A 19,079-nucleotide genomic window follows, 5' to 3' on the forward strand; every position below is an offset into this window, starting at 1 on the left:
CCAATTGCCATCTGTATGGATGGTAGTATAGGCCTGAAATAATACCAGTCAAGTCCTTCCCGTCTGATTTTGGTACTGGGTCTTGTCCTACAGAATGTGAAATCAGTCTCAAAAAGTGCGCACTCTTGCCACTCTGTCAGTGTTTTTGCGACGGTCCCACCCTGCGGGCGTTTCGCGGCATAATGAATGCCTCTCCTGATAGAAGCACTACACGATGGCCCAGACTTCACCCGCACTTTCCGCCGACCTGCCCGCACCGGTGCCATCGCCTTGCGTCAGCCTGTGCAAGATGAACCGCGACAGCGGCTTGTGCGAAGGCTGTCTGCGCACGCTCGACGAGATCATCGCCTGGGGCAAGGCCGACGACGACTTCAAGCGCGCCGTCTGGGCCCAGCTTCCCGGGCGCGAGTCCTTGCTCGATTTCGAGCCCGATTACTGAGCACACCATGACGCTGCTGCCCGACTCTGTGGAGGTGTTCGAGCGCGGCTGGCTGTCGTCGAACAATATCGTGCTGCACGGCCGCGACGAGGTGGCGTTGATCGACAGCGGCTATGTCACGCATGCGCCGCAAACGCTGGCGCTGCTGCGCCACAGCCTGCGGGGCCGGCCTCTGGACCGGCTGTTCAATACCCATCTGCATTCGGACCATTGCGGCGGCAACGCGCTGCTGCAGGCCGAATACGGCTGCCATACGGCGATTCCCGTCTCGGAAGCGGCCAAGGTGCGCGCCTGGGATGTCGATGCGCTCAGCTTCAGGGCCACCGGCCAGCAATGCCCGCGCTTCGGCTTCGACGCCACCACCGCGCCGGGCGACACCCTCATCCTGGCCGACCTGTCCTGGCAGGCGCTGGGCGCGCCGGGCCACGATCCCCATTCCTTGATCTTTTACTGCGCCGAAGAAGGCATTTTGGTGTCGGCCGACGCGCTGTGGGAGCACGGCTTTGGCGTGATCTTTCCGGAGCTGGAAGGCGAATCGGGCTTTGCCGAGGCGCGCGCCACGCTGGAGTTGATTGCCACGCTCGACGTGCGGGTGGTGATACCCGGCCACGGCAGGCCGTTCACGGATATCGACGGGGCCTTGGCGCGGGCCTTTTCGCGCCTCGATTATTTGTCGTCCGAGCCGGCGCGCAATGCGCAAAATGCGATCAAGGTGCTGTTGAAATTCCTGCTGCTGGAACGCCAGCGCATCGCCCTGGCCGACGTATGCGCGCTATTGCAGGCGATGCCGCTGTTCCGCGAGGCGAACCGCCGCTTCCTGCGCCAGGAAACCGCGGCGCTGGCCGAGTGGGCGGTGGCGCAACTGGTGAAGGCTGGCGCGGCGCGGGTGGATGGCGCTGATTTGACCAACTAGGCGCCATCAGCCCTTGGTCGGCACTTTTTCAGCCCAGGCACGTCCTTGTGCATCGAGCGCCTGGCGCCGCGCGGGCGCCACCAGCGGCAGCAGCTGCGCGCGCGTGGTGCGGTCGATGGTGCACGAGATGGCCGTGACGCGCTTGCCGAATGACCGTTTCAGCACGCAGTCAAACTCATACGCGCCAGCCGCGTCCTCATAGCCCTGTTCCAGCAATGCGGGCAGCGCGCTGGCATAGCGCGCCACGGTCTGCGCCGAGATGCTCTTGTAGCCTGGATCGAAGGCGCCCGCCTGGTGGCTGTAGCGCACGGCGTCCTTCAGGCTCTTGAACGCTGCGGCATGCTTCTCGATATTGGCGATCCCGGGTGGCAGCGTGCTTTGCGTGTCGCCGGCGTTCTTGCCGCTGGCGGTCGTGTCGATCACGCTCCAGCCACTGTCGCCGGTCAGTTTTTCTTCATGGCAGGCCAGCAGGTTGCTGGCGGCGGCGGCGCGGTTGCGGATCGCCTCGCGGTCGCCGCCGTCCGCTTCGCGGCCATTGGTTTGCAGCCAGCTCTTGTAGGTGGCGGCGGCCTTGCCGCCGGTCAGGATGTCGCAATCGCCGAGATCGAGGTCGGCGGCATGTGTCAATGGTGCCAGCGCAGACAGCAGCAGGGTGCAGAGCAAGGTTTTGTACAAGGTGGTCATGGAGAATCCCGAAAAAGAACCGAAAGCGGATGGCTGCAAATCATACCTCCATGAAATACCAAAATGGCAATATGTTTCAATCGTGCGCATAGCCTGCGCGATGCTGGCAAGGGCGGACAGTGGAAGAGCGCCTCTAGTCTGGCGGTTAAAAACCAGCACGCTCGTACTTTTTTCGTCTTATAATCGACCGGTGCATCTCCGATCCATCCACTTTCAGCGAGTCCGCCATGGCATTGCCTGTAGCGTTGCAAAACCTGTCCCTTCCCGTTATCGCGTCGCCGATGTTCATCGCCAGCGGCCCGGCCCTAGTCGCGGCGCAGTGCAAGGCCGGCATCGTCGGCTCGTTCCCGGCGCTGAACGCGCGCCCGGCCGAATTGCTCGACACCTGGCTGACCGACCTGCAAGCCGAACTGGCCGCCTTCCAGGCCGCCAACCCCGATAAAAAAGTGGGGCCGATCGCCGTCAACCAGATCGTGCACCAGTCGAACGACCGCCTCGCGCATGACGTGGAAGTGTGCGTCAAGCATAAAATCCCCATCATCATTTCCTCGCTGCGCGCGCCGCCGAAGGAAATGCTCGACGCCATCCACAGCTATGGCGGCATCGTGCTGCACGACGTGATTTCGATCCGCCATGCGAAAAAGGCGCTGGAAGCGGGCGTCGATGGCCTGATCTTGGTGGCGACCGGCGCCGGCGGCCATGCGGGCACCCTGTCACCGTTCGCGCTGGTCGGCGAAGTGCGCAAATTCTTCGACGGCCCGCTGGCGCTGTCCGGTGCTATCGCCACCGGCGACGCCGTGCTGGCCGCGCAGGCGATGGGCGCCGACTTCGCGTATATCGGTTCGCGCTGGCTGGCGACGAAAGAGTCGAACGTCAGCGACGGCTACCGCGACGCCATCGTCGATTCCGCCGCGGCCGACATCGTCTACACGAACCTGTTTACGGGCGTGCACGGCAACTACCTGAAAAAATCGATCGAGGCGGCCGGGCTGGACCCGGAAGCGCTGCCGGAAGCGGACAAGACCGCGATGAATTTCGGCTCGGGCAGCGCCAAGGCCTGGCGCGATATCTGGGGCGCAGGGCAGGGCGTGGGCCTGATGGATGATGTGCCAACGGTGGCCGAGATGGTAGAGCGCTTGACGGCCGAATACGAGGCGGCGCGCGCAAGGTTGAAGTTGTAAAAACCTGATGCCGTCAAATTAAGCTGGTCCACGCATTAAAAGCACAAGGCGTAACAACGGCGGGCAGAAACGCGGGCCTGAGAAAATGCCGATGGCGGCGTTGCAACTCCTTGCCGTACATGCGTACTGTCTGCGTCGCTGCGCCTTGCCCTCGACATTTTTCAGACCCGCTTGGCCCGGGGACCCTGTGCGGGCGACCGGGATTTCAAGACTTTTTGCTGGTGTGCTTGTGGAGCAGGAATGCTCACTTGACGGTTCAGTTCGTAGGTCGGATTAGCGCCTTGCGCGTAATCCGACAACACCCAATCACTCCTGCTTCAGATCCTCGGGCTTGATCGCCCACAGCCCCGGCAGGTTGCGCCAGTAGCCGTACGCATCCATGCCGAAGCCGACCACGAAGCGGTTCGGGATCACCAGGCCGACGATATCGGCCTGCACCGGTTTTTTCTTGCCGATGGCTTTATCGGCAAACACGGCCAGGATGACTTCGGCGGCGCCCATGTCGAGCAGGCGCTGCTTGACGTGGGCCAGCGTTTCGCCTTCGTCGAGGATATCGTCGAGCACGATCACGGTGCGGCCCGCCACGTTCGAGCGCGGGATGACTTTCCACACCACTTCGCCACCCTTGTCGTCGTCGCCGTAGCGGCTCACATGAATGTAGTCGAACTCCAGCGGAAAGCTCAGCTGTGGCAGCAGGTTGCCGGTAAATACGACCGCGCCGCCCATCACGCCCAGCACCAGCGGGAAGTCCTTGGTGCCCTCGGCGTTGTAGCGCGCGTTGAGCACCTCGGCCATGCGCGTGATCGACGCCTGCACGGCGTCCTGGTCGAACAGCAGCTCCGCGTTCTTGAGCAGATCGCGGGCACGGTTGTGATGAAATTCTTGCATGGACTCTTGCATGGCGAGGAACAGGGCTGATGGTTAATGCCGATATTATCCCGCAATTTGGCCCATGCGTGCTATGGCGCTATGTGTAGTCGCGCACGTCGTCGATGATTTTCCCGTCCAGCGGCAAACTGCCCCGGGCCACCAGCCGCACCTCGCCGCGCAGCTTGGTCAGTTCGCGGATCGAGGCGATGATCGCCTCCACCCCCGCGCCATCGTCCAGCTGATCCACTTCGCAATGCAGGGTCATCTCGTCGTTGGCCATGCGGCCCGACACCACCAGCCGCGCCTTGATGATCTGCGGATGGCGGCGCGCTATTTCATGCACCTGCGACGGATGGACGAACATGGCGCGCACTTTGGTGGTCTGGTCGGCGCGGCCCATCCAGCCCCTGATGCGGGTATTGGTGCGCCCGCACGGCGAGGCGGGCGCGTCGACCAGCACGGCCGACAGGTCGCCGGTGGCAAAGCGGATCAGCGGATAGTCGGCATTGAACACGGTGACCACCACTTCGCCCACTTCGCCAGGCACCACTGGCGTGCCGCTGCCCGGATGGACGATTTCCAGCAGCACGTTTTCATCGACCACCATGCCGGGATTGAGCTTGCCGTTGCTGGCCGTTTCATAGGCGATGCTGCCGATATCGGCCGAGGCATAGGTCTGGAACACATGCGGCACGCCGTTGGCGGCGAACCAGTTGCGCAGGGATTCGGGCAGCGCTTCGGCGCCCATCACGGCCTGTCTGACGCTGCTGATATCGGCGCCCATTTCGCGCGCCTTTTCGATGATCAGTTTCAAAAATGACGGCGTGCCGATATAGGTGTCGGGTTTGAGGTCCACCATCGCCTGCACCTGCATTTCCGTCTGGCCGATGCCGGCCGGGATCACGGTGCAGCCGATGCGCGCGGCCCCGCCTTCGACCATGAAGGCGGCCGGCGTGAAATGATACGAAAAGCAGTTCTGCAGCAGGCCGCCGGCGCGCACGCCGGCCGCATACATGGGCCGCGCAAAGCGCCACCAGTCGGCGCCGCGCCCTTCGGGATCGAAGATGGGGCCGGGCGAGACGAACACGCGCGCCAGGGCGTTTTTCGGCGTCGTATTGAGTCCGCCGAACGGCAGTTCTTGCTGCTGCAATTGCTTGAGGTCGGACTTGCGCGTGACGGGCAGCCGCGCCAGCGCCTCGCGGCTGCTGATGTCGCTGGCGTTGACGCCGGCCAGGATGCGCGCCCAGCCGGGGGCCGCTTGCGCGCGCGCGATCAGCTGCGGCAGGCCGGCCATCAATTCGCTTTCGCGCGCCTCGAAGGTGCGCGTTTCCAGGCTGTCGAGCGTATCGGTCATGTCGGTACTTCTCCAATGTCAGTGCGTGTCGGTCCGCACGCCGGCGATCCGTGATGGCCGGGCGCGTTGCAGGTGAGGGTTTTTTGTTCAGGCCAGCCAGCGTTTCCTGCGGCGGTAGAACTTCATGTCGCGAAAGCTCTTGCGCCCGGCGCTGGACACGCCCAGGTAGAATTCCTTGACGTCTTCATTGCTGGCCAGGTCCTGGGCATGGCCTTCCATCACCACGCGGCCGTTTTCCAGGATGTAGCCGAAGTCCGCATAGCGCAGCGCCACGTTGGTGTTCTGCTCGGCCAGCAAAAACGACACGTTTTCCTTGTGGTTCAGGTCCTTGACGATGCCGAAGATCTCTTCGACGATCTGCGGCGCGATGCCCATCGACGGCTCATCCAGTAAAATCATCGACGGCTTGGCCATCAGCGCGCGGCCGATCGCGCACATCTGCTGCTCGCCGCCCGAGGTGTAGCCGGCCTGGCTGCCGCGCCGCGTTTTCAGGCGTGGAAAATAGTGGTACACCTTGTCCAGCGCATCCTTGAGCTCCGCGCGCGAAATGCTGCGCGTGTAGGCGCCCGTCAGCAGGTTTTCCTCGATGGTCAAATGGCCGAAACAGTGGCGTCCTTCCATCACCTGCGACAGGCCCCGTTTCACCAGTTCATTCGGCGTCAGCTGGTCGACCCGCTCGCCCTTGAACTGCACTTCGCCCTTGGTGACGTCGCCGCGTTCGCCGCGCAACAAGGTCGAGATGGTTTTCAGGGTAGTCGACTTGCCGGCGCCATTCGCGCCCAGCAGGGCGACGATCTTGCCCTGCGGGACCTGCAGCGACACGCCCTTCAGGACCAGGATCACATGGTCGTAGATGACTTCGATATTGTTGACCGACAGGTAGGGCGGCGGAATGTCCGCCTTGACCGGGGCTTGCGTGGCAGTGGGTGTCATGGCTGCTTCGTTTTCATAGGGTGTTGGCATGTCGGATTACGGCCTGCGGCCTAATCCGACCTACGATGTATCCAGGTAGGTCGGATTAGCGCGCAGCGCGTAATCCGACACCACCGCGACACCTGCTTACTTCATGCAAGCCGGCGTGATCTTCTTCTCGTCCGCGTATTTGCCGGACGATTCCTCGACCAGTTTGCGCACCAGGGCCTTGTCGCCGACGATCCACTTCGGCGTGATGGCGGTCCATTTCTTGCCGTCCCACTGCTGTACCTTGACGGCGCCCGACCCTTCATGGTCGTCGCAGCTGGTCTTCACGGTGGGGAACATGCCCAGCGCGCCGACGGCTTTCTGGCGCGCGTCGTCGACGTTCAGGTTTTCCAGGCCCCAGCGCAGCTGCTCGCCGGTGACCGGCTTGCCCTTGCCGAACTTGTCCTGCGCCGTGCGGATCGCTTCGACCCACAGGATGGCGGCCGTCACGCCGCGCATGTGATACACGGAACCGATGCGCGACTGGTCGGCCAGGTTGCCCTTGCCGGACGCGTAGAGTTTTTTACGGATATCGTCGAGCACGGGGTAGTTGCCAGGCGTGTTGAAGCTCATGGCGCTATAGCCCTTGGCCGCGTCACCCGACGGGATCGTGTCTTCCTCGGAACCGGCCCACCACACGCCGAGCATTTTCTCGCGCGGGAAGCCGTTGCGCTGCGCCGTCTTGATGGCCACCGAATTCATCACGCCCCAGCCCCACAAGATCACGTGATCGGGCTTGGCCTGGCGGATCTGCAGCCATTGCGACTGCTGTTCGCTGCCTGGCGGCGCGACCGGAATCTTGATCAGTTCGAAGCCGTACTGTTTCGACAGCGCGTCGAGCACCGGCATCGGCTCCTTGCCGAAAGCCGAGTCGTGGTACAGGTGGACGATTTTCTTGCCTTTCAGCTTGTCCATGCCGCCTTCCTTGTCGCCCAGGTATTTGATCATGGCGGCGGCCTGGCTCCAGTAGCTGGAGATGAGCGGATACACATACGGGAAGACCTTGCCGTTGGCCGCATCCGAGCGCCCGTAGCCGATCATGGTCATCGGGATCTTGTCCTGCGCCACGCGGTCGAGGATGCCGTAGGCGACGCCGGTCGACAGGGTTTCGACCAGGGTGGCGCCGCCCTGCTTGGTTTTCAGGCGCTCATAGCATTCCACGCCGCGCGAGGGGTTGTATTCGGTTTCGCATTCTTCCCAGCTGATCTTGACGCCGTTGACGCCGCCGGCCTGGTTGACCAGGTTGAAGTAATCGATGATGCCGCCGTAAAAGCCCGAGCCGCCGGCCGCATACGGCCCCACGCGGTAGGACGGCAGGGCGATGTACTGCTCCTGCACTTGCGCTTGCGCGGTGCCGGCAATGGTCAATGCGGCGGTGGCAAAGGCGGTGGCCAGCATGAGCGATTTGATGTGTTTCATTGTGTCTCCTCTTGTTTTATTGGTTTTCAATTCAAGCGACATCGACTGCAAAAAGTTAGTGCGGGAACGGCCATAAGCGAAGCTTTTCTTTCGCGATCTGCCACAGCCTGGCCAGGCCGTGCGGCTCGACGATCAGGAAGAAGATGATCAGCGCGCCGAACACCATCAGTTCCAGGTTCGAGGCCACGCTGGTGGGCAGCGCCAGGCCGTGCGCGACGATGTTCAGGAACACCGGCAGCAGCACGATAAAGGCGGCGCCGAGGAAGGAACCGAGGATCGAGCCCACGCCGCCGATAATGATCATAAACAGGATGCGGAACGACAGGTCCAGGTTGTACGCTTCCGGCTCCACCGTGCCCAGGTAGGCATAGGCATACAGGGCGCCGGCCACGCCGCAGTAGAACGAGCTGACGGCGAACGCCAGCAGCTTGGTGCGCATCAACCGGAAACCGATCACTTCGGCCGCCATGTCCATGTCGCGCACCGCCATCCACGAGCGGCCCACGTTCGAGCGGATCATGTTCTTGGCCAGCAGCGCCATGCCCGCCACGATGGCCAGCACCAGCAGGTATTTGCTTTGCGGCGTGTCGAACTGGTAGCCGAGGATCTGCATGCCCTGCACCGTCACCACGCCCGAGGAGCTGTAGTTGGTCAGGTACGGGATCTTGGTCAGGCACCAGACGACAAAGAACTGTGTCGCCAGGGTGGAGGCGGCCAGGTAGAAGCCGCGGATGCGCAGGGACGGCAGGCCGAAGGCGATGCCGACCATGGCCGCGCACAGGCCGCCCAGGATGAACGACACCAGCAGCGGCAGGCCGGGCAGGCGCGCCATGAAGTTATACGAGGCAAACGCGCCGACGGCCATGAAGGCGGCCGTGCCCAGCGACAACTGGCCGGCGTAGCCCGTCAAAATGTTCAGGCCCAGCGCGGCCAGGGCGAAGATCAGGAACGGAATCATGATCGCCGACAGGATGTAGGGCGAGGCGAAATACGGCAGCAGGAAGACGGCGGCGATCAGGGTCGCCGTCAATGCCAGGCGGTCCTGGCGGATCGGGAAGATCTGGTTATCGTCCTGGTAGCTGGTCTTGAATTGTCCGGCTTCACGGTAGATCATGGGGTGTGTCCTTTGCGGCAGTGGGGGTGTTTGTCGGATTACGCCTTCGGCCTCGGCGGCCCCGCATAATCCGACCTACGTGTTTTTGCGTGCGTTATATTCGGCGGATGATTTTTTCGCCGAACAGGCCTTCCGGGCGCACCAGCAGGAACAGCAGCGCCAGCACATACGGGAACCAGCCTTCGATGCCGCCGCCCACCATCGGGCCGATGTACACTTCCGCCAGCTTTTCGGACGCGCCGATAATCAGGCCGCCGACAATCGCGCCCGGCACCGAGGTAAAGCCGCCGAGGATCAGCACCGGCAGGGCTTTCAGGGCGATAAAGGTCAGCGCGAACTGCACCCCGTTGCGCGCGCCCCACAGCAGGCCCGCCACCATCGCCACCAGGCCAGCCACGCCCCATACCACGGCCCAGATGCGCTGCAGCGGAATGCCCACCGCCAGCGCGGCCTGGTGGTCGTCGGCCACCGCGCGCAGGGCGCGGCCCACCTTGGTCTTCGAGAACAGCAGGGCCAGGCAGATCACCAGCAGCGCGCAGATGCCGGCCGCCACCACGTCGAACTGCGAGATGATGATGTTGAAGTGATCCATCAGGAACTGCATCGGCACGTCTTCGATCGGCAGGTCCAGTTTATGCACCTGCGAGCCCCACATCAGCTGCGCCAGGCCCTCGATGAAAAACGCCAGGCCGATGGTGGCCATGAAGAGGGTAATCTCGGGCTGGTTGACCAGCGGGCGCAGCACCACCCGCTCGATCGCCATGCCCAACACGATCATGGTGACCATCGTCAGCGGGATGGCCAGCCACAGCGACAGGCCGAACTTGTCCATGATGCCGACGCAGGTGAGGGCGGCAAAGAACACCATGGCGCCCTGCGCAAAATTGAACACGCCCGAGGCCTTGTAGATCAGCACGAAACCGATCGCCACCAGCGCATACATCACGCCCGACAGCAGGCCGCCGATCAGCACTTCAAAGAAAAAATTGATATTCATGAGTTGTCCAATGGGTTGTGCGTAGCCCTGTCCGATTACGGACAGGTCGTTTCGCCGGCAGGCAGCGTGCTGCCTGAATTCCCGGCTACACCACCGAGGTAAGCATTAATCACATCCTGGTTGCTGCGCACCTCATCCGGCGTGCCGTCGCCGATCTTGCGGCCGTAGTCGAGCACCACCACGCGGTCCGAGATATCCATCACCACGCCCATGTCGTGCTCGATCAGCACGATGGTGGTGCCCAGCTGGTCGTTGACGTCGAGGATAAAGCGGCACATGTCCTGTTTTTCCTCCACATTCATGCCGGCCATCGGTTCGTCCAGCAGCAAAATTTCCGGTTCGGCCACCAGCGCGCGGCCCAGTTCGACGCGCTTTTGCAGGCCATAGGGCAGGCGCCCGACCGGCGTCTTGCGGATGGCCTGGATTTCCAGGAAGTCGATGATTTCCTCGGCCTTCTTGCGGTGCTCGATCTCTTCGCGCCGTGCCGGTCCCCAGTACAGGGCCTGCAGCAGGAAGTTCGATTTCATCTTCAGGTTACGGCCGGTCATGATGTTGTCCAGCACCGTCATGCCCTTGAACAGCGCGATATTCTGGAAGGTGCGCGCGATGCCGGACTTGGCGGCCTCGTAGCAGTCCATGCCGCGCCGGTGTTCGCCGCGGTAGATGATCTCGCCCTGCTGCGGACGGTACACGCCGTTGATCACATTGAGCATCGAGCTCTTGCCGGCGCCGTTCGGGCCGATGATGGCGCGGATCTCGTGCTGTTTCACGTCGAACGAGATATCGGTCAGCGCCTTCACGCCGCCGAACGACAGGGAGATATTTTTCAGGTCCAGGATCACGGGGCCGGTCTTGCGCTCGGTGCCGAAGTGGACGTCGGGTTCATTCATTAGCATCGTGCCGTGCTCCATCATGCTGCCAAGCCCAGGGCCGGCCAGGTTTTGCTGCTCCAGATCTGCAGGTCGGCGCTGGTGGAACCAGTGCGGCCGTCCTCGAATTTGACCTGGGTCTCGATGAACTGCGAGGTCTTGCCCTCGTACAGGGCGGATATCAGCACCGCGTATTTCTCGGCGATGAATTTGCGGCGCACCTTGCGCGTGCGGGTCAGCTCGTCGTCATCGGGGTCCAGCTCCTTGTGCAGCACCAGGAAGCGGTGCACCTGGGTGCGGTCCATCAGCGGGTCGGCCGCCAGTTCCGCATTGACCTGCTCGATGCAGTCGCGGATCAGGCCATAGGTTTCCTCGCGCGCGGCCAGGTCGGTATAGCCGGCATACGCTATGCCGCGCCGTTCGGACCAGTTGCCGACCGCTTCAATATCGATATTGATAAAGGCGCAGACCTGGTCGCGGCCATGGCCGAAGGCCACCACTTCCTTGATGAAGGGGAAGAACTTGAGCTTGTTTTCGATATAGTTGGGCGCGAAGATGGCGCCGCAGTTCATCTTGCCGACATCGGCCGCGCGGTCGATGATTTTCAGATGGCCTTCGCTGTCGAACACGCCGGCGTCGCCCGTATGAAAGTAGCCATCGGCGTCGATCACTTCGGCGGTGGCCTCGGGGCGGTGGTAATAGCCGCTCATGGTGGCCGGCGACCTGACCAGCACTTCGCCATTGGCCGCCAGTTTCACCTCCACGCCGGGCGCCGGCAGGCCGACGCTGTCGAACTTGATATTGCCGTCCGGTTGCAGGCATACGTAGGCACAGGTTTCGGTCGAGCCGTACAGCTGCTTGAGGTTGACGCCGATCGAGCGGTAGAAGCGGAACAGGTCTGGGCCGATGGCGGCGCCGGCGGTGTACGCCACGCGCACGCGCGACAGTCCCAGCACGTTTTTCAATGGGCCATAGACCAGCACATTGCCCAATTGGTAGCTGAGGCGGTCCATCAGCGCGACCGGCTTGCCGTCCAAAATCTGCGCGCCGCAGCGCCTGGCGACGTCCATGAAGTGGCTGAACACGCGGCGCTTGATGCTGCTGGCGTCCTCCATCCGTATCATCACGCTGGTGAGCATGTTTTCAAACACGCGGGGCGGCGCAAAATAGCAGGTGGGGCCGATTTCGCGCATGTCGATCATCACCGTATCGCCGGACTCGGGGCAGTTGACGGTAAACCCGGCCACCATCGCCTGCGCCAGCGAAAACAGGCAGTCGCCGACCCAGGCCATCGGCAGGTAGGACAGGATATCTTCGTCGTCGGTCAGCTGGTCGAAGGCGACGCAGCCTTCGCCAGCCGATAGCAGCGCGGCGTGGCTCTGGCACACGCCCTTCGGTTTGCCGGTGGTGCCCGAGGTGTACAAAATCACGGCCGAATCGGTGCCGCGGCCCGCTTCCACCGCCGCTTCGAAAAAGCCCGGATGGGCGCGGTCGTACTCGCGGCCCAGCGCCTGCAGGCCGGCAAACGAAATGAGTTCAGGCTGGTGGTAATGGCGCATGCCGCGTTCATCGTCATAGGCGATATGGGCCACGTGCGGATACAGGTTTTTCAGTTCGAGCAGCTTGTCGACCTGTTCCTGGTCTTCGACGATGGCATACTGGATATGCGCGTCCTGCAGCACATAGGCCATGTCGGCCGCCGGTGCATCCTGGTACAACGGCACCGGCACGCCGCCCAGGCTTTGCGCGGCCAGCATGGCCCAGTACAGGCGCGGGCGGTTGTCGCCGATAATGGCCAGGTTCATGCCGCGCTGGAAGCCGATCGCGGCCAGGCCGCAGGCGAGGGCGCGGACCTCGGCATTGACGTCCTGCCAGGTCCAGGTTTGCCAGATGCCCAGGTATTTTTCGCGAAAGGCGGGTTTGTCGGGACGGACGGCGCCATGCTGCACCAGGCGCCGGGGAAAAGTCGGCATTGCTGTGTTGTTTTGCACCAGTGTCTCCTGTTGCGTGTCTCAGGCGCCACCTCGTTGTGTGGCACTCTGTGTTTTTATGTGTAAGGCGTTTGTGCAATGATAGTAGCTTGCGTAGGAATGACGAGTTGTCTTTTCGGGGACATTTGCCCACTTTTCGATGGTGCATCGCACAAATGAAATCAGCCGATATCAGTCTCAAGGACGCCGTGCGCGCAGCCAACTGGGCGCAGTTGCTTGACGCCGATCAACTGGCGCGCGTGGAAGCCGATACCGTGGAAACGTTCGTGCCGAAAGGCGGCTTTGTCTGCCGCAAAGGCGAGCCGGCCGAGTACTGGATCGGTGTTATCAGCGGCATGGTCAAGATGAATAATTTTTCCGCTTCCGGCAAGGCCATGACCTTTATCGGCGTGCCGCCCGGCAGCTGGTTTGGCGAAGGCTCGCTGCTGAAAAACGAGATCCGCAAATACGACACGATGGCCCTGCGCGACACGCGCGTGGCGCGCCTGCCGGCATCCACTTTTCACTGGCTGCTCGACACCAGTCTGCCGTTTACGCGCTTTTTGCTGATGCAGCTGAACGAGCGTTTGGGCCAGTTTATCGGCATGGTGGAAAACGACCGCCTGCTGGACCTGAACACGCGCGTGGCGCGCTGCCTGGCGTCGATGTTCAACTCGCATCTGTACCCGGGGGTGGACACCCTGGTGCAGCTGTCGCAGGAAGAGATCGGGCTGCTGTCGGGTTCTTCGCGCCAGCGCGCCAACCAGGCCTTGCAGGTGCTGGAAAAACAGGGTTTATTGCGCCTCGATTACGGCGGCATCCGCGTGCTCGATCTGGACGGCTTGCGCCGCTACGAGGCCGACGATGCCACCTGATTTTGCGCGCGCCGACGCCCTGCGCGCCCGCCTCGATGGCGCCCCGGTCGACCATGCGCGTTTTACGGGGCCGCCGGTCGATGTCAAAGACTGGACACCCGAGGAGCTGGGCGTGGTCTGGGGCGCGCTGCACCGTGCGGCGCGCTTTGGCCATGACGATATCGCACGGCGCGCGCTCGCTTCCACCCTGCTGGAGCAGGTGACGCAAGCCTGCCTGGCGCCGCTGCTGGCCGGTGAGGCATTTCTTGACGCGCTGGACGCGGCCGGCGAGTACAACGGGGAATGGGAATATGTGGTCGCTTGCCTGGCCTGCCTGCAGGGCGAGGTACCGGCTGGCACGGCGGCGCAGGCGCGGCGCATTCTGGGGGAAACCTCGGGCTGGGCCGAGCGGCATTACCAGGCGTATCTGCTGGCGCGCCTGGCCGGCGGGGATGCGCCTGCGCTGTTCATGCAGCAGATGCAGGAGCGCCACGCGCGCTATCCGATGCCGCTGACCTTGCAGGAGCTGGAACTGCTGGCGCAACTGAAACACGATTCGCTGCTGGCGCTGGCCGGTTCGCGCCACAGCAGCTTCTGGAACCGCGACAGCATAGGCGAGCCCGATCCTGCCGAAGTGCTGGCCGGCGACGCGGCCTATATCGCATTTGCCCGCGCCATCCTGGAGCAGGCGGCCGGCCATATCGCCGCCATCCATGACGGCCGCGTGCCGTATGCGGCAGATGCCGCCTTTGCCACCCATGATTCGCCGGTGCTGGCGCGCGCCGCGCGGCTGGCCGCCTACCGCGACGAGGACTGGTTCAGGCCTGTCATCGTCACCTTGCTGCCGCTCGTGTGCATCGCGCCCGGCACGGCCAAAAGCGCGCCTTCGCAATCGCTGGCGATGGCCTTGGGCCACGCGGTGGAAACGGTACCGACGCCGGAAAGCCTGCAGGCCCTGCGCACGGCGCTGGCGCAGGTGCGCCATGCGGGCATCCGCAAGAAGCTGGAGCGCAATCTGAAGCCGGCCGAACGGGCGCTGGCCGAGCGTGCCGATATCGCCTGGCGCCTGGGCCTGCCGGGGCAGCCGGGCAAGCGCCGCCAGGCGATGCTGGCGCGCGCGCTGGAAGCGGGGCTGGCGTCCGAGGTGCGCTGGAAAACAGCCACCTGGCGCGCCTTGCAGATGGACGCCGATGGCGAGATCGTGGCGCGCGCGCTGGTCTGGCGCACCGACAAGGGCAAGGCCTTCATGCTGGATGGCGAGGGTGTCATCGATGCACAGGGCGGCGAGGTAGCCTTGCCCGATGACAGTGAGGTCACGCTATGGCATCCGCTGCATGGCAGCGAAGCCGAGCGCGCCGCCTGGCAGGCGCAAATATCGAAGCGTCGCCTGCGCCAGCCCGTGCGCCAAGCCTACCGCGAAATCTATCTGCCGCCACAAGATGGCAGCGTGCCATTCGCCGACCATGCCCTGTCTGTGCGTCCCTTGCTGGGGCTGGCGCGCCGGGAGGGCTGGCGGCTCGATACCGATGAAGGGCTGTCGCGCCAGTTCGGCGCCTGGCGCGTATCGCTGCGCCTCGAAGGTCGCGTGTATCCGGGCGCGGAGGGTGCCTGCACCTCGGACGGGCTGGCGGTGGACCAGCGCGTGGGCAGCCATTGGCAGGCAATTGAAGCGAATCAGATGGCGCCGGTAGCCTACTCGGAAGCCTGCCGCGCGATTGACCTGCTGGTCAGCGCCAGCGCGTTTGCATTGGCGGACGATGATCAAGACGAGCAGCGCGGGCAGCGGCTGGCGTACCTGGCTACGCTGGAAACAGGGCCGATGGTCGGCATGCGGCGCGCCGTGCTGGAGCAGGTGTTTGCAAAACAGCTCGCCGATGGCCGCATGGCGATCGCGACGCGTCATTTGATGGTGGGCCGCCATGCGATCCACCTGGCCACCGCCAGGGTCACGCTGGACGGCGTCGAAATGGTCATCGACGTCGCTGCCAAGGGCGGCAAGCTGGGCGCCATGCCCTGGCTGCCGCACGACGAGGCGCTGCTGGAAAAAATCGCGGGCCTTGCCGGCCAGCTGCTCAAGCGTTGAAGACGATCCGCATTTTGATCCTGGCCGTCGGCAGCGCCGGCGATGTCTATCCATTCATCGTCATCGGCCAGGCGCTGCGCGCGCGCGGCCACGACGTGACCCTGGTGGCCACGGCGAACTTCCAGGCGCGCGTGGAAGCGGCAGGCCTGCGTTTTGTGTCGGGCCTGAGCCAGCAGGAGCTGGACGCCAGCGTGAACGATGCCGACCTGTGGCATCCGGTGAAGGGCTTTGCCACCATCTGGAAGCATATGGCGCGCCATTTGCCCACCGCCTATGCGCAGCAGCTGGCGCTGGTAAAAGAGGCGCCAACCCTGATCGTCGCCAGCACCCTGGGGCTGACGGGACGGCTGCTGCAGGAAGCGCAGGGCGTGCCTTTGGTAACGGTGCACCTGGCGCCATCGTGCTTTCTGACGGCGCATGACACCTCCGTGCGGCGCGGCCTGCACTGGCCACGCTCTTGGCCACGCTGGGCCGTGCGGCTGGCGCTGGCGCTGGTGGAACGGCTGATGCTCGATCCTGTCGTGCGGCCCGACATCAACCGCCTGCGCGCCACCCTGAATCTTGCGCCCGTGCGGCGCGTGATGAGCCGCTGGCTGCATTCGCCGCAGCAGGTGATCTGCGCCTTTCCCGCCTGGTTTGCCGCGCCACAGCCGGACTGGCCGCCCAATACCGTCTGTACCGGCTTTCCGCGCATGCCGGCCAGCGAGGGCCAGTGTGAGCCTGCCCTGCAGCGCTTTATCGACGCGGGCAGCCCTCCCATCGTCGTTACGCCCGGTTCGGCCATGGCGCATGGCGGCCCTTTTATTTCCCGCGCGCTGGCCGCCGCGGCCAGCCTGGGCTTGCGGGTGGTGGTGGTCACGCCCTACCGCGAACAACTGCCGGCCGCCTTGCCCGCCAGCGTGCACCATGCGGCGTATGCGCCATTCGATCTGCTGGCGCCGCTGGCGGTGGCGTTCGTGCACCATGGCGGCATCGGCACCAGCGCCACCGTGCTGGCGGCCGGCAAGCCGCAATTGATCGTGCCGTTCGCCTTCGACCAGCCCGACAATGCCGCGCGGCTGCGGCGCCTGGGCGTGGCCGCCACGGTGCTGCCCGATGCGCCGCCGCGCGCCTGGACCCGCGCCCTGGCGGGCCTGCTGGAGGATCCCGCCGTCGCTGCCGCCTGCGCCAGGGTGGCGGCGGCCATGGCCGCCGAAACACCGGCGGCCGGACAGATCGCCGACCTGATCGCGCAGCAAGCGGTGTGAGTACAGCATCGCCGGCAATCGGAGTATCATGATCGCTTCCCAGCACCGCACCTTTTCGCCGCCATGCAGACATCCGTTCACAGTAATCCCGCCTCCCGTTTGACGTCCTTGCGCGCCGCCATGCGCGACCAGCAGATCGATGCCTTGATCGTGCCGTCGGCCGATCCGCATCTGTCCGAATACCTGCCGGCGCATTGGCAGGGCCGCGAATGGCTTTCGGGCTTTACGGGCTCGGTCGGCACCCTGGTCGTCACGCAGGACTTTGCCGGCGTGTGGACCGATGGCCGCTACTGGGAGCAGGCGGAAAACGAACTGGCCGGCAGCGGCATCGAGCTGAAAAAAATCCCGTCCGGCGCCAGCGTGCTGTTTATCAACTGGTTGGGCAGCACCATGCAAGCCGGCCAGACGGTGGCGGTCGACGGCGCCGTGCTGGGCCTGGCCAATGCGCGCCTGCTGCAGCAGGCGCTGGTGGCAGGCGTCACGCTGCGCACCGATCTGGACCTGCTGAACACCGTATGGACCGATCGCCCGGTGCTGCCCACCGCCGCCATCTTCGAGCATGGCGCGCCGTATCCGGCCCTGCCGCGTGCTGAAAAACTGGCGGCGCTGCGCGCGGCCATGACGGTGCACGGCACCAGCCACCATATGATCTCCACGCTGGACGATATCGCGTACCTGTTCAACCTGCGCGGCGCCGACGTCAGCTACAACCCCGTGTTCCTGGCCCATGCGCTGGTGGGACCGGAGCGCGCCACCTTGTTTGTCGCCGACGGCAAGCTGCCTGCGGCCCTGCGCGCAGTGCTGGAACAGCAGGGCGTCGACGTGGCGCCCTACGCGCAGGCCGCAAACGCGCTGGCGGCCTTGCCGGCCGGTGCCAGCCTGCTGCTCGACCCGCGCCGCGTCACGTACGGCACGCGCCAGGCGGTGGCCGGCGCCGTGCGCGTGATCGAGGCGATCAACCCCACCACCCTGGCCAAGTCGCGCAAGACCGACAGCGAAGCGGCCCATGTGCGCGCCGCGATGGAGCAGGATGGCGCGGCCCTGTGCGAATTTTTCAGCTGGCTCGATACCACCCTGGCCGATCCGCAGCGCGCGCCGCTGACGGAAATCGGTGTCGACCAGCACCTGACGGCGGCACGCGCCCGGCGCAGCGGTTTTGTCAGCCCCAGTTTCGGCACCATCGCCGGCTTCAACGACCACGGCGCCATCATGCATTACCACGCGCAGGAAGGCAGCGAAGCGACCATCGCAGGCAATGGCCTGCTGCTGATCGATTCGGGCGGCCAGTACCTGGGCGGCACCACCGATATCACGCGCGTGGTGCCGGTGGGCGCCATCACCGCCGAACACAGGCGCGATTTCACGCTGGTCTTGCGCAGCATGATCGCGCTGTCGCGCGCGCAGTTCCCGCGCGGCGTGAAATCGCCCATGCTGGACGCCATCGCGCGCGCGCCGCTGTGGGCAGAGGGCATCGATTTCGGCCACGGCACCGGCCACGGCGTGGGCTTTTTCCTGAATGTCCACGAAGGACCGCAGTCGATCTCGCAATCAAGCCTGCCGGAGCCGCAGACGGCGATGGAGCCGGGCATGATCACGTCGGTCGAACCGGGCATCTACCGCCCCGGCCAATGGGGCATCCGCATCGAAAACCTGGTATTGAACGTGCCGGCCGGCTCGTCGCAGTTCGGCGAATTCCTGAAATTTGAAACGCTCACCCTGTGCCCGATCGACACGCGCTGCATCGAACGCAGCCTGATGCGCGACGACGAGGCGGCCTGGCTGAACGACTATCACGCCATCGTGCGCGCGCGCCTGGCGCCGCACCTGGCAGGCGACGCCTTGGCGTGGCTGGAACAACGCACGGGAGCCATCTGATGCGATCGACACGCGCCACCTCCGCCATCGAGCGGCTCAAGGAACGCACCGGCAACCGCCTGTACACCATGGCGCGCACCGGCGACGAGCTGTTTTTCCTGACCGAGGGACCGGGCTTGCCGCCCTTGTGCGCGCCGCTGGAACTGGACGCCTTTGTCGCCTTTGTCAACGCGCTGGGGCCGCAAAAGGCGCGCCGGGTCAGCAAGCTCGATGTGGCGTTTGAAAAGCAGCTGAGCAAGAAACCGTAGGC

General features: G+C 64.3%; 17 protein-coding genes. 8 read left to right on the top strand and 9 right to left on the bottom strand.

Annotated elements, in window-relative coordinates:
• Positions 1–214: 214 nt before the first annotated feature.
• The gene (locus tag Q8L25_RS01845) at positions 215–439 is read left to right on the top strand and encodes a DUF1289 domain-containing protein (protein ID WP_308923296.1); all 225 of its coding nucleotides are present in this window, start codon (positions 215–217) and stop codon (positions 437–439) included.
• Between the two features lie 7 nt (positions 440–446).
• A complete protein-coding gene (locus tag Q8L25_RS01850) occupies positions 447–1,352 on the top strand; it encodes an MBL fold metallo-hydrolase (RefSeq protein WP_308923297.1) in 906 nt (301 codons plus the stop codon).
• Positions 1,353–1,358: 6 nt separating this feature from the next.
• On the opposite strand, the gene Q8L25_RS01855 is transcribed toward Q8L25_RS01850, so the two are convergent.
• Complete coding sequence (locus Q8L25_RS01855; RefSeq protein ID WP_308923298.1) at positions 1,359–2,036, bottom strand: hypothetical protein; 678 nt, start codon at positions 2,034–2,036, stop codon at positions 1,359–1,361.
• 227 nt (positions 2,037–2,263) lie between these two features.
• Between Q8L25_RS01855 and Q8L25_RS01860 the strand changes: the two genes are divergently transcribed.
• Entirely contained in the window at positions 2,264–3,217 is a 954-nt protein-coding gene (locus Q8L25_RS01860) for a nitronate monooxygenase family protein (protein ID WP_308923299.1), read from the top strand.
• Between the two features lie 306 nt (positions 3,218–3,523).
• On the opposite strand, the gene Q8L25_RS01865 is transcribed toward Q8L25_RS01860, so the two are convergent.
• The 8 genes from Q8L25_RS01865 to Q8L25_RS01900 all read right to left on the bottom strand — a co-directional run bounded on the left by Q8L25_RS01865 (position 3,524) and on the right by Q8L25_RS01900 (position 12,773).
• Positions 3,524–4,105 carry a hypoxanthine-guanine phosphoribosyltransferase gene (locus tag Q8L25_RS01865; protein ID WP_308923300.1) on the bottom strand — a complete coding sequence of 194 codons (582 nt, stop codon included), beginning with the start codon at positions 4,103–4,105 and terminating at the stop codon, positions 3,524–3,526.
• Positions 4,106–4,184: 79 nt separating this feature from the next.
• Entirely contained in the window at positions 4,185–5,441 is a 1,257-nt protein-coding gene (locus Q8L25_RS01870) for an AMP-binding protein (protein WP_308923301.1), read from the bottom strand.
• 87 nt (positions 5,442–5,528) lie between these two features.
• Positions 5,529–6,374 carry an ABC transporter ATP-binding protein gene (locus Q8L25_RS01875; protein WP_308923302.1) on the bottom strand — a complete coding sequence of 282 codons (846 nt, stop codon included), beginning with the start codon at positions 6,372–6,374 and terminating at the stop codon, positions 5,529–5,531.
• A gap of 126 nt (positions 6,375–6,500) precedes the next feature.
• Positions 6,501–7,820, bottom strand: a complete 1,320-nt coding sequence (locus tag Q8L25_RS01880) for an ABC transporter substrate-binding protein (RefSeq protein ID WP_308923303.1) — start codon at positions 7,818–7,820, stop codon at positions 6,501–6,503.
• A gap of 55 nt (positions 7,821–7,875) precedes the next feature.
• The gene (locus Q8L25_RS01885; RefSeq protein WP_308923304.1) at positions 7,876–8,934 is read right to left on the bottom strand and encodes a branched-chain amino acid ABC transporter permease; all 1,059 of its coding nucleotides are present in this window, start codon (positions 8,932–8,934) and stop codon (positions 7,876–7,878) included.
• 94 nt (positions 8,935–9,028) lie between these two features.
• Complete coding sequence (locus Q8L25_RS01890; RefSeq protein WP_308925631.1) at positions 9,029–9,925, bottom strand: branched-chain amino acid ABC transporter permease; 897 nt, start codon at positions 9,923–9,925, stop codon at positions 9,029–9,031.
• Positions 9,926–9,966: 41 nt separating this feature from the next.
• Complete coding sequence (locus Q8L25_RS01895; protein ID WP_374694225.1) at positions 9,967–10,845, bottom strand: ABC transporter ATP-binding protein; 879 nt, start codon at positions 10,843–10,845, stop codon at positions 9,967–9,969.
• Positions 10,842–12,773 carry an AMP-binding protein gene (locus tag Q8L25_RS01900; protein WP_308925632.1) on the bottom strand — a complete coding sequence of 644 codons (1,932 nt, stop codon included), beginning with the start codon at positions 12,771–12,773 and terminating at the stop codon, positions 10,842–10,844. Before Q8L25_RS01900 ends, Q8L25_RS01895 begins: the two co-directional genes overlap by 4 nt.
• 173 nt (positions 12,774–12,946) lie before the next feature.
• Between Q8L25_RS01900 and Q8L25_RS01905 the strand changes: the two genes are divergently transcribed.
• From Q8L25_RS01905 to Q8L25_RS01925, 5 genes are all read left to right on the top strand, one after another.
• The gene (locus Q8L25_RS01905; RefSeq protein ID WP_308923306.1) at positions 12,947–13,645 is read left to right on the top strand and encodes a Crp/Fnr family transcriptional regulator; all 699 of its coding nucleotides are present in this window, start codon (positions 12,947–12,949) and stop codon (positions 13,643–13,645) included.
• Entirely contained in the window at positions 13,635–15,707 is a 2,073-nt protein-coding gene (locus Q8L25_RS01910) for a DUF4132 domain-containing protein (RefSeq protein ID WP_308923307.1), read from the top strand. Before Q8L25_RS01905 ends, Q8L25_RS01910 begins: the two co-directional genes overlap by 11 nt.
• Positions 15,704–16,954 (top strand): glycosyltransferase, encoded by a 1,251-nt coding sequence (locus Q8L25_RS01915; RefSeq protein ID WP_308923308.1) that lies wholly within the window; start codon positions 15,704–15,706, stop codon positions 16,952–16,954. Before Q8L25_RS01910 ends, Q8L25_RS01915 begins: the two co-directional genes overlap by 4 nt.
• A gap of 63 nt (positions 16,955–17,017) precedes the next feature.
• Positions 17,018–18,829 (top strand): aminopeptidase P family protein, encoded by a 1,812-nt coding sequence (locus tag Q8L25_RS01920; protein WP_308923309.1) that lies wholly within the window; start codon positions 17,018–17,020, stop codon positions 18,827–18,829.
• The gene (locus Q8L25_RS01925; RefSeq protein WP_308923310.1) at positions 18,829–19,077 is read left to right on the top strand and encodes a hypothetical protein; all 249 of its coding nucleotides are present in this window, start codon (positions 18,829–18,831) and stop codon (positions 19,075–19,077) included. The genes Q8L25_RS01920 and Q8L25_RS01925 overlap by 1 nt, the downstream gene beginning before the upstream one ends.
• The last annotated feature ends 2 nt before the right edge of the window (positions 19,078–19,079 follow it).

The organism is Janthinobacterium sp. J1-1 (assembly GCF_030944405.1).
Lineage (GTDB): Bacteria > Pseudomonadota > Gammaproteobacteria > Burkholderiales > Burkholderiaceae_D > Janthinobacterium.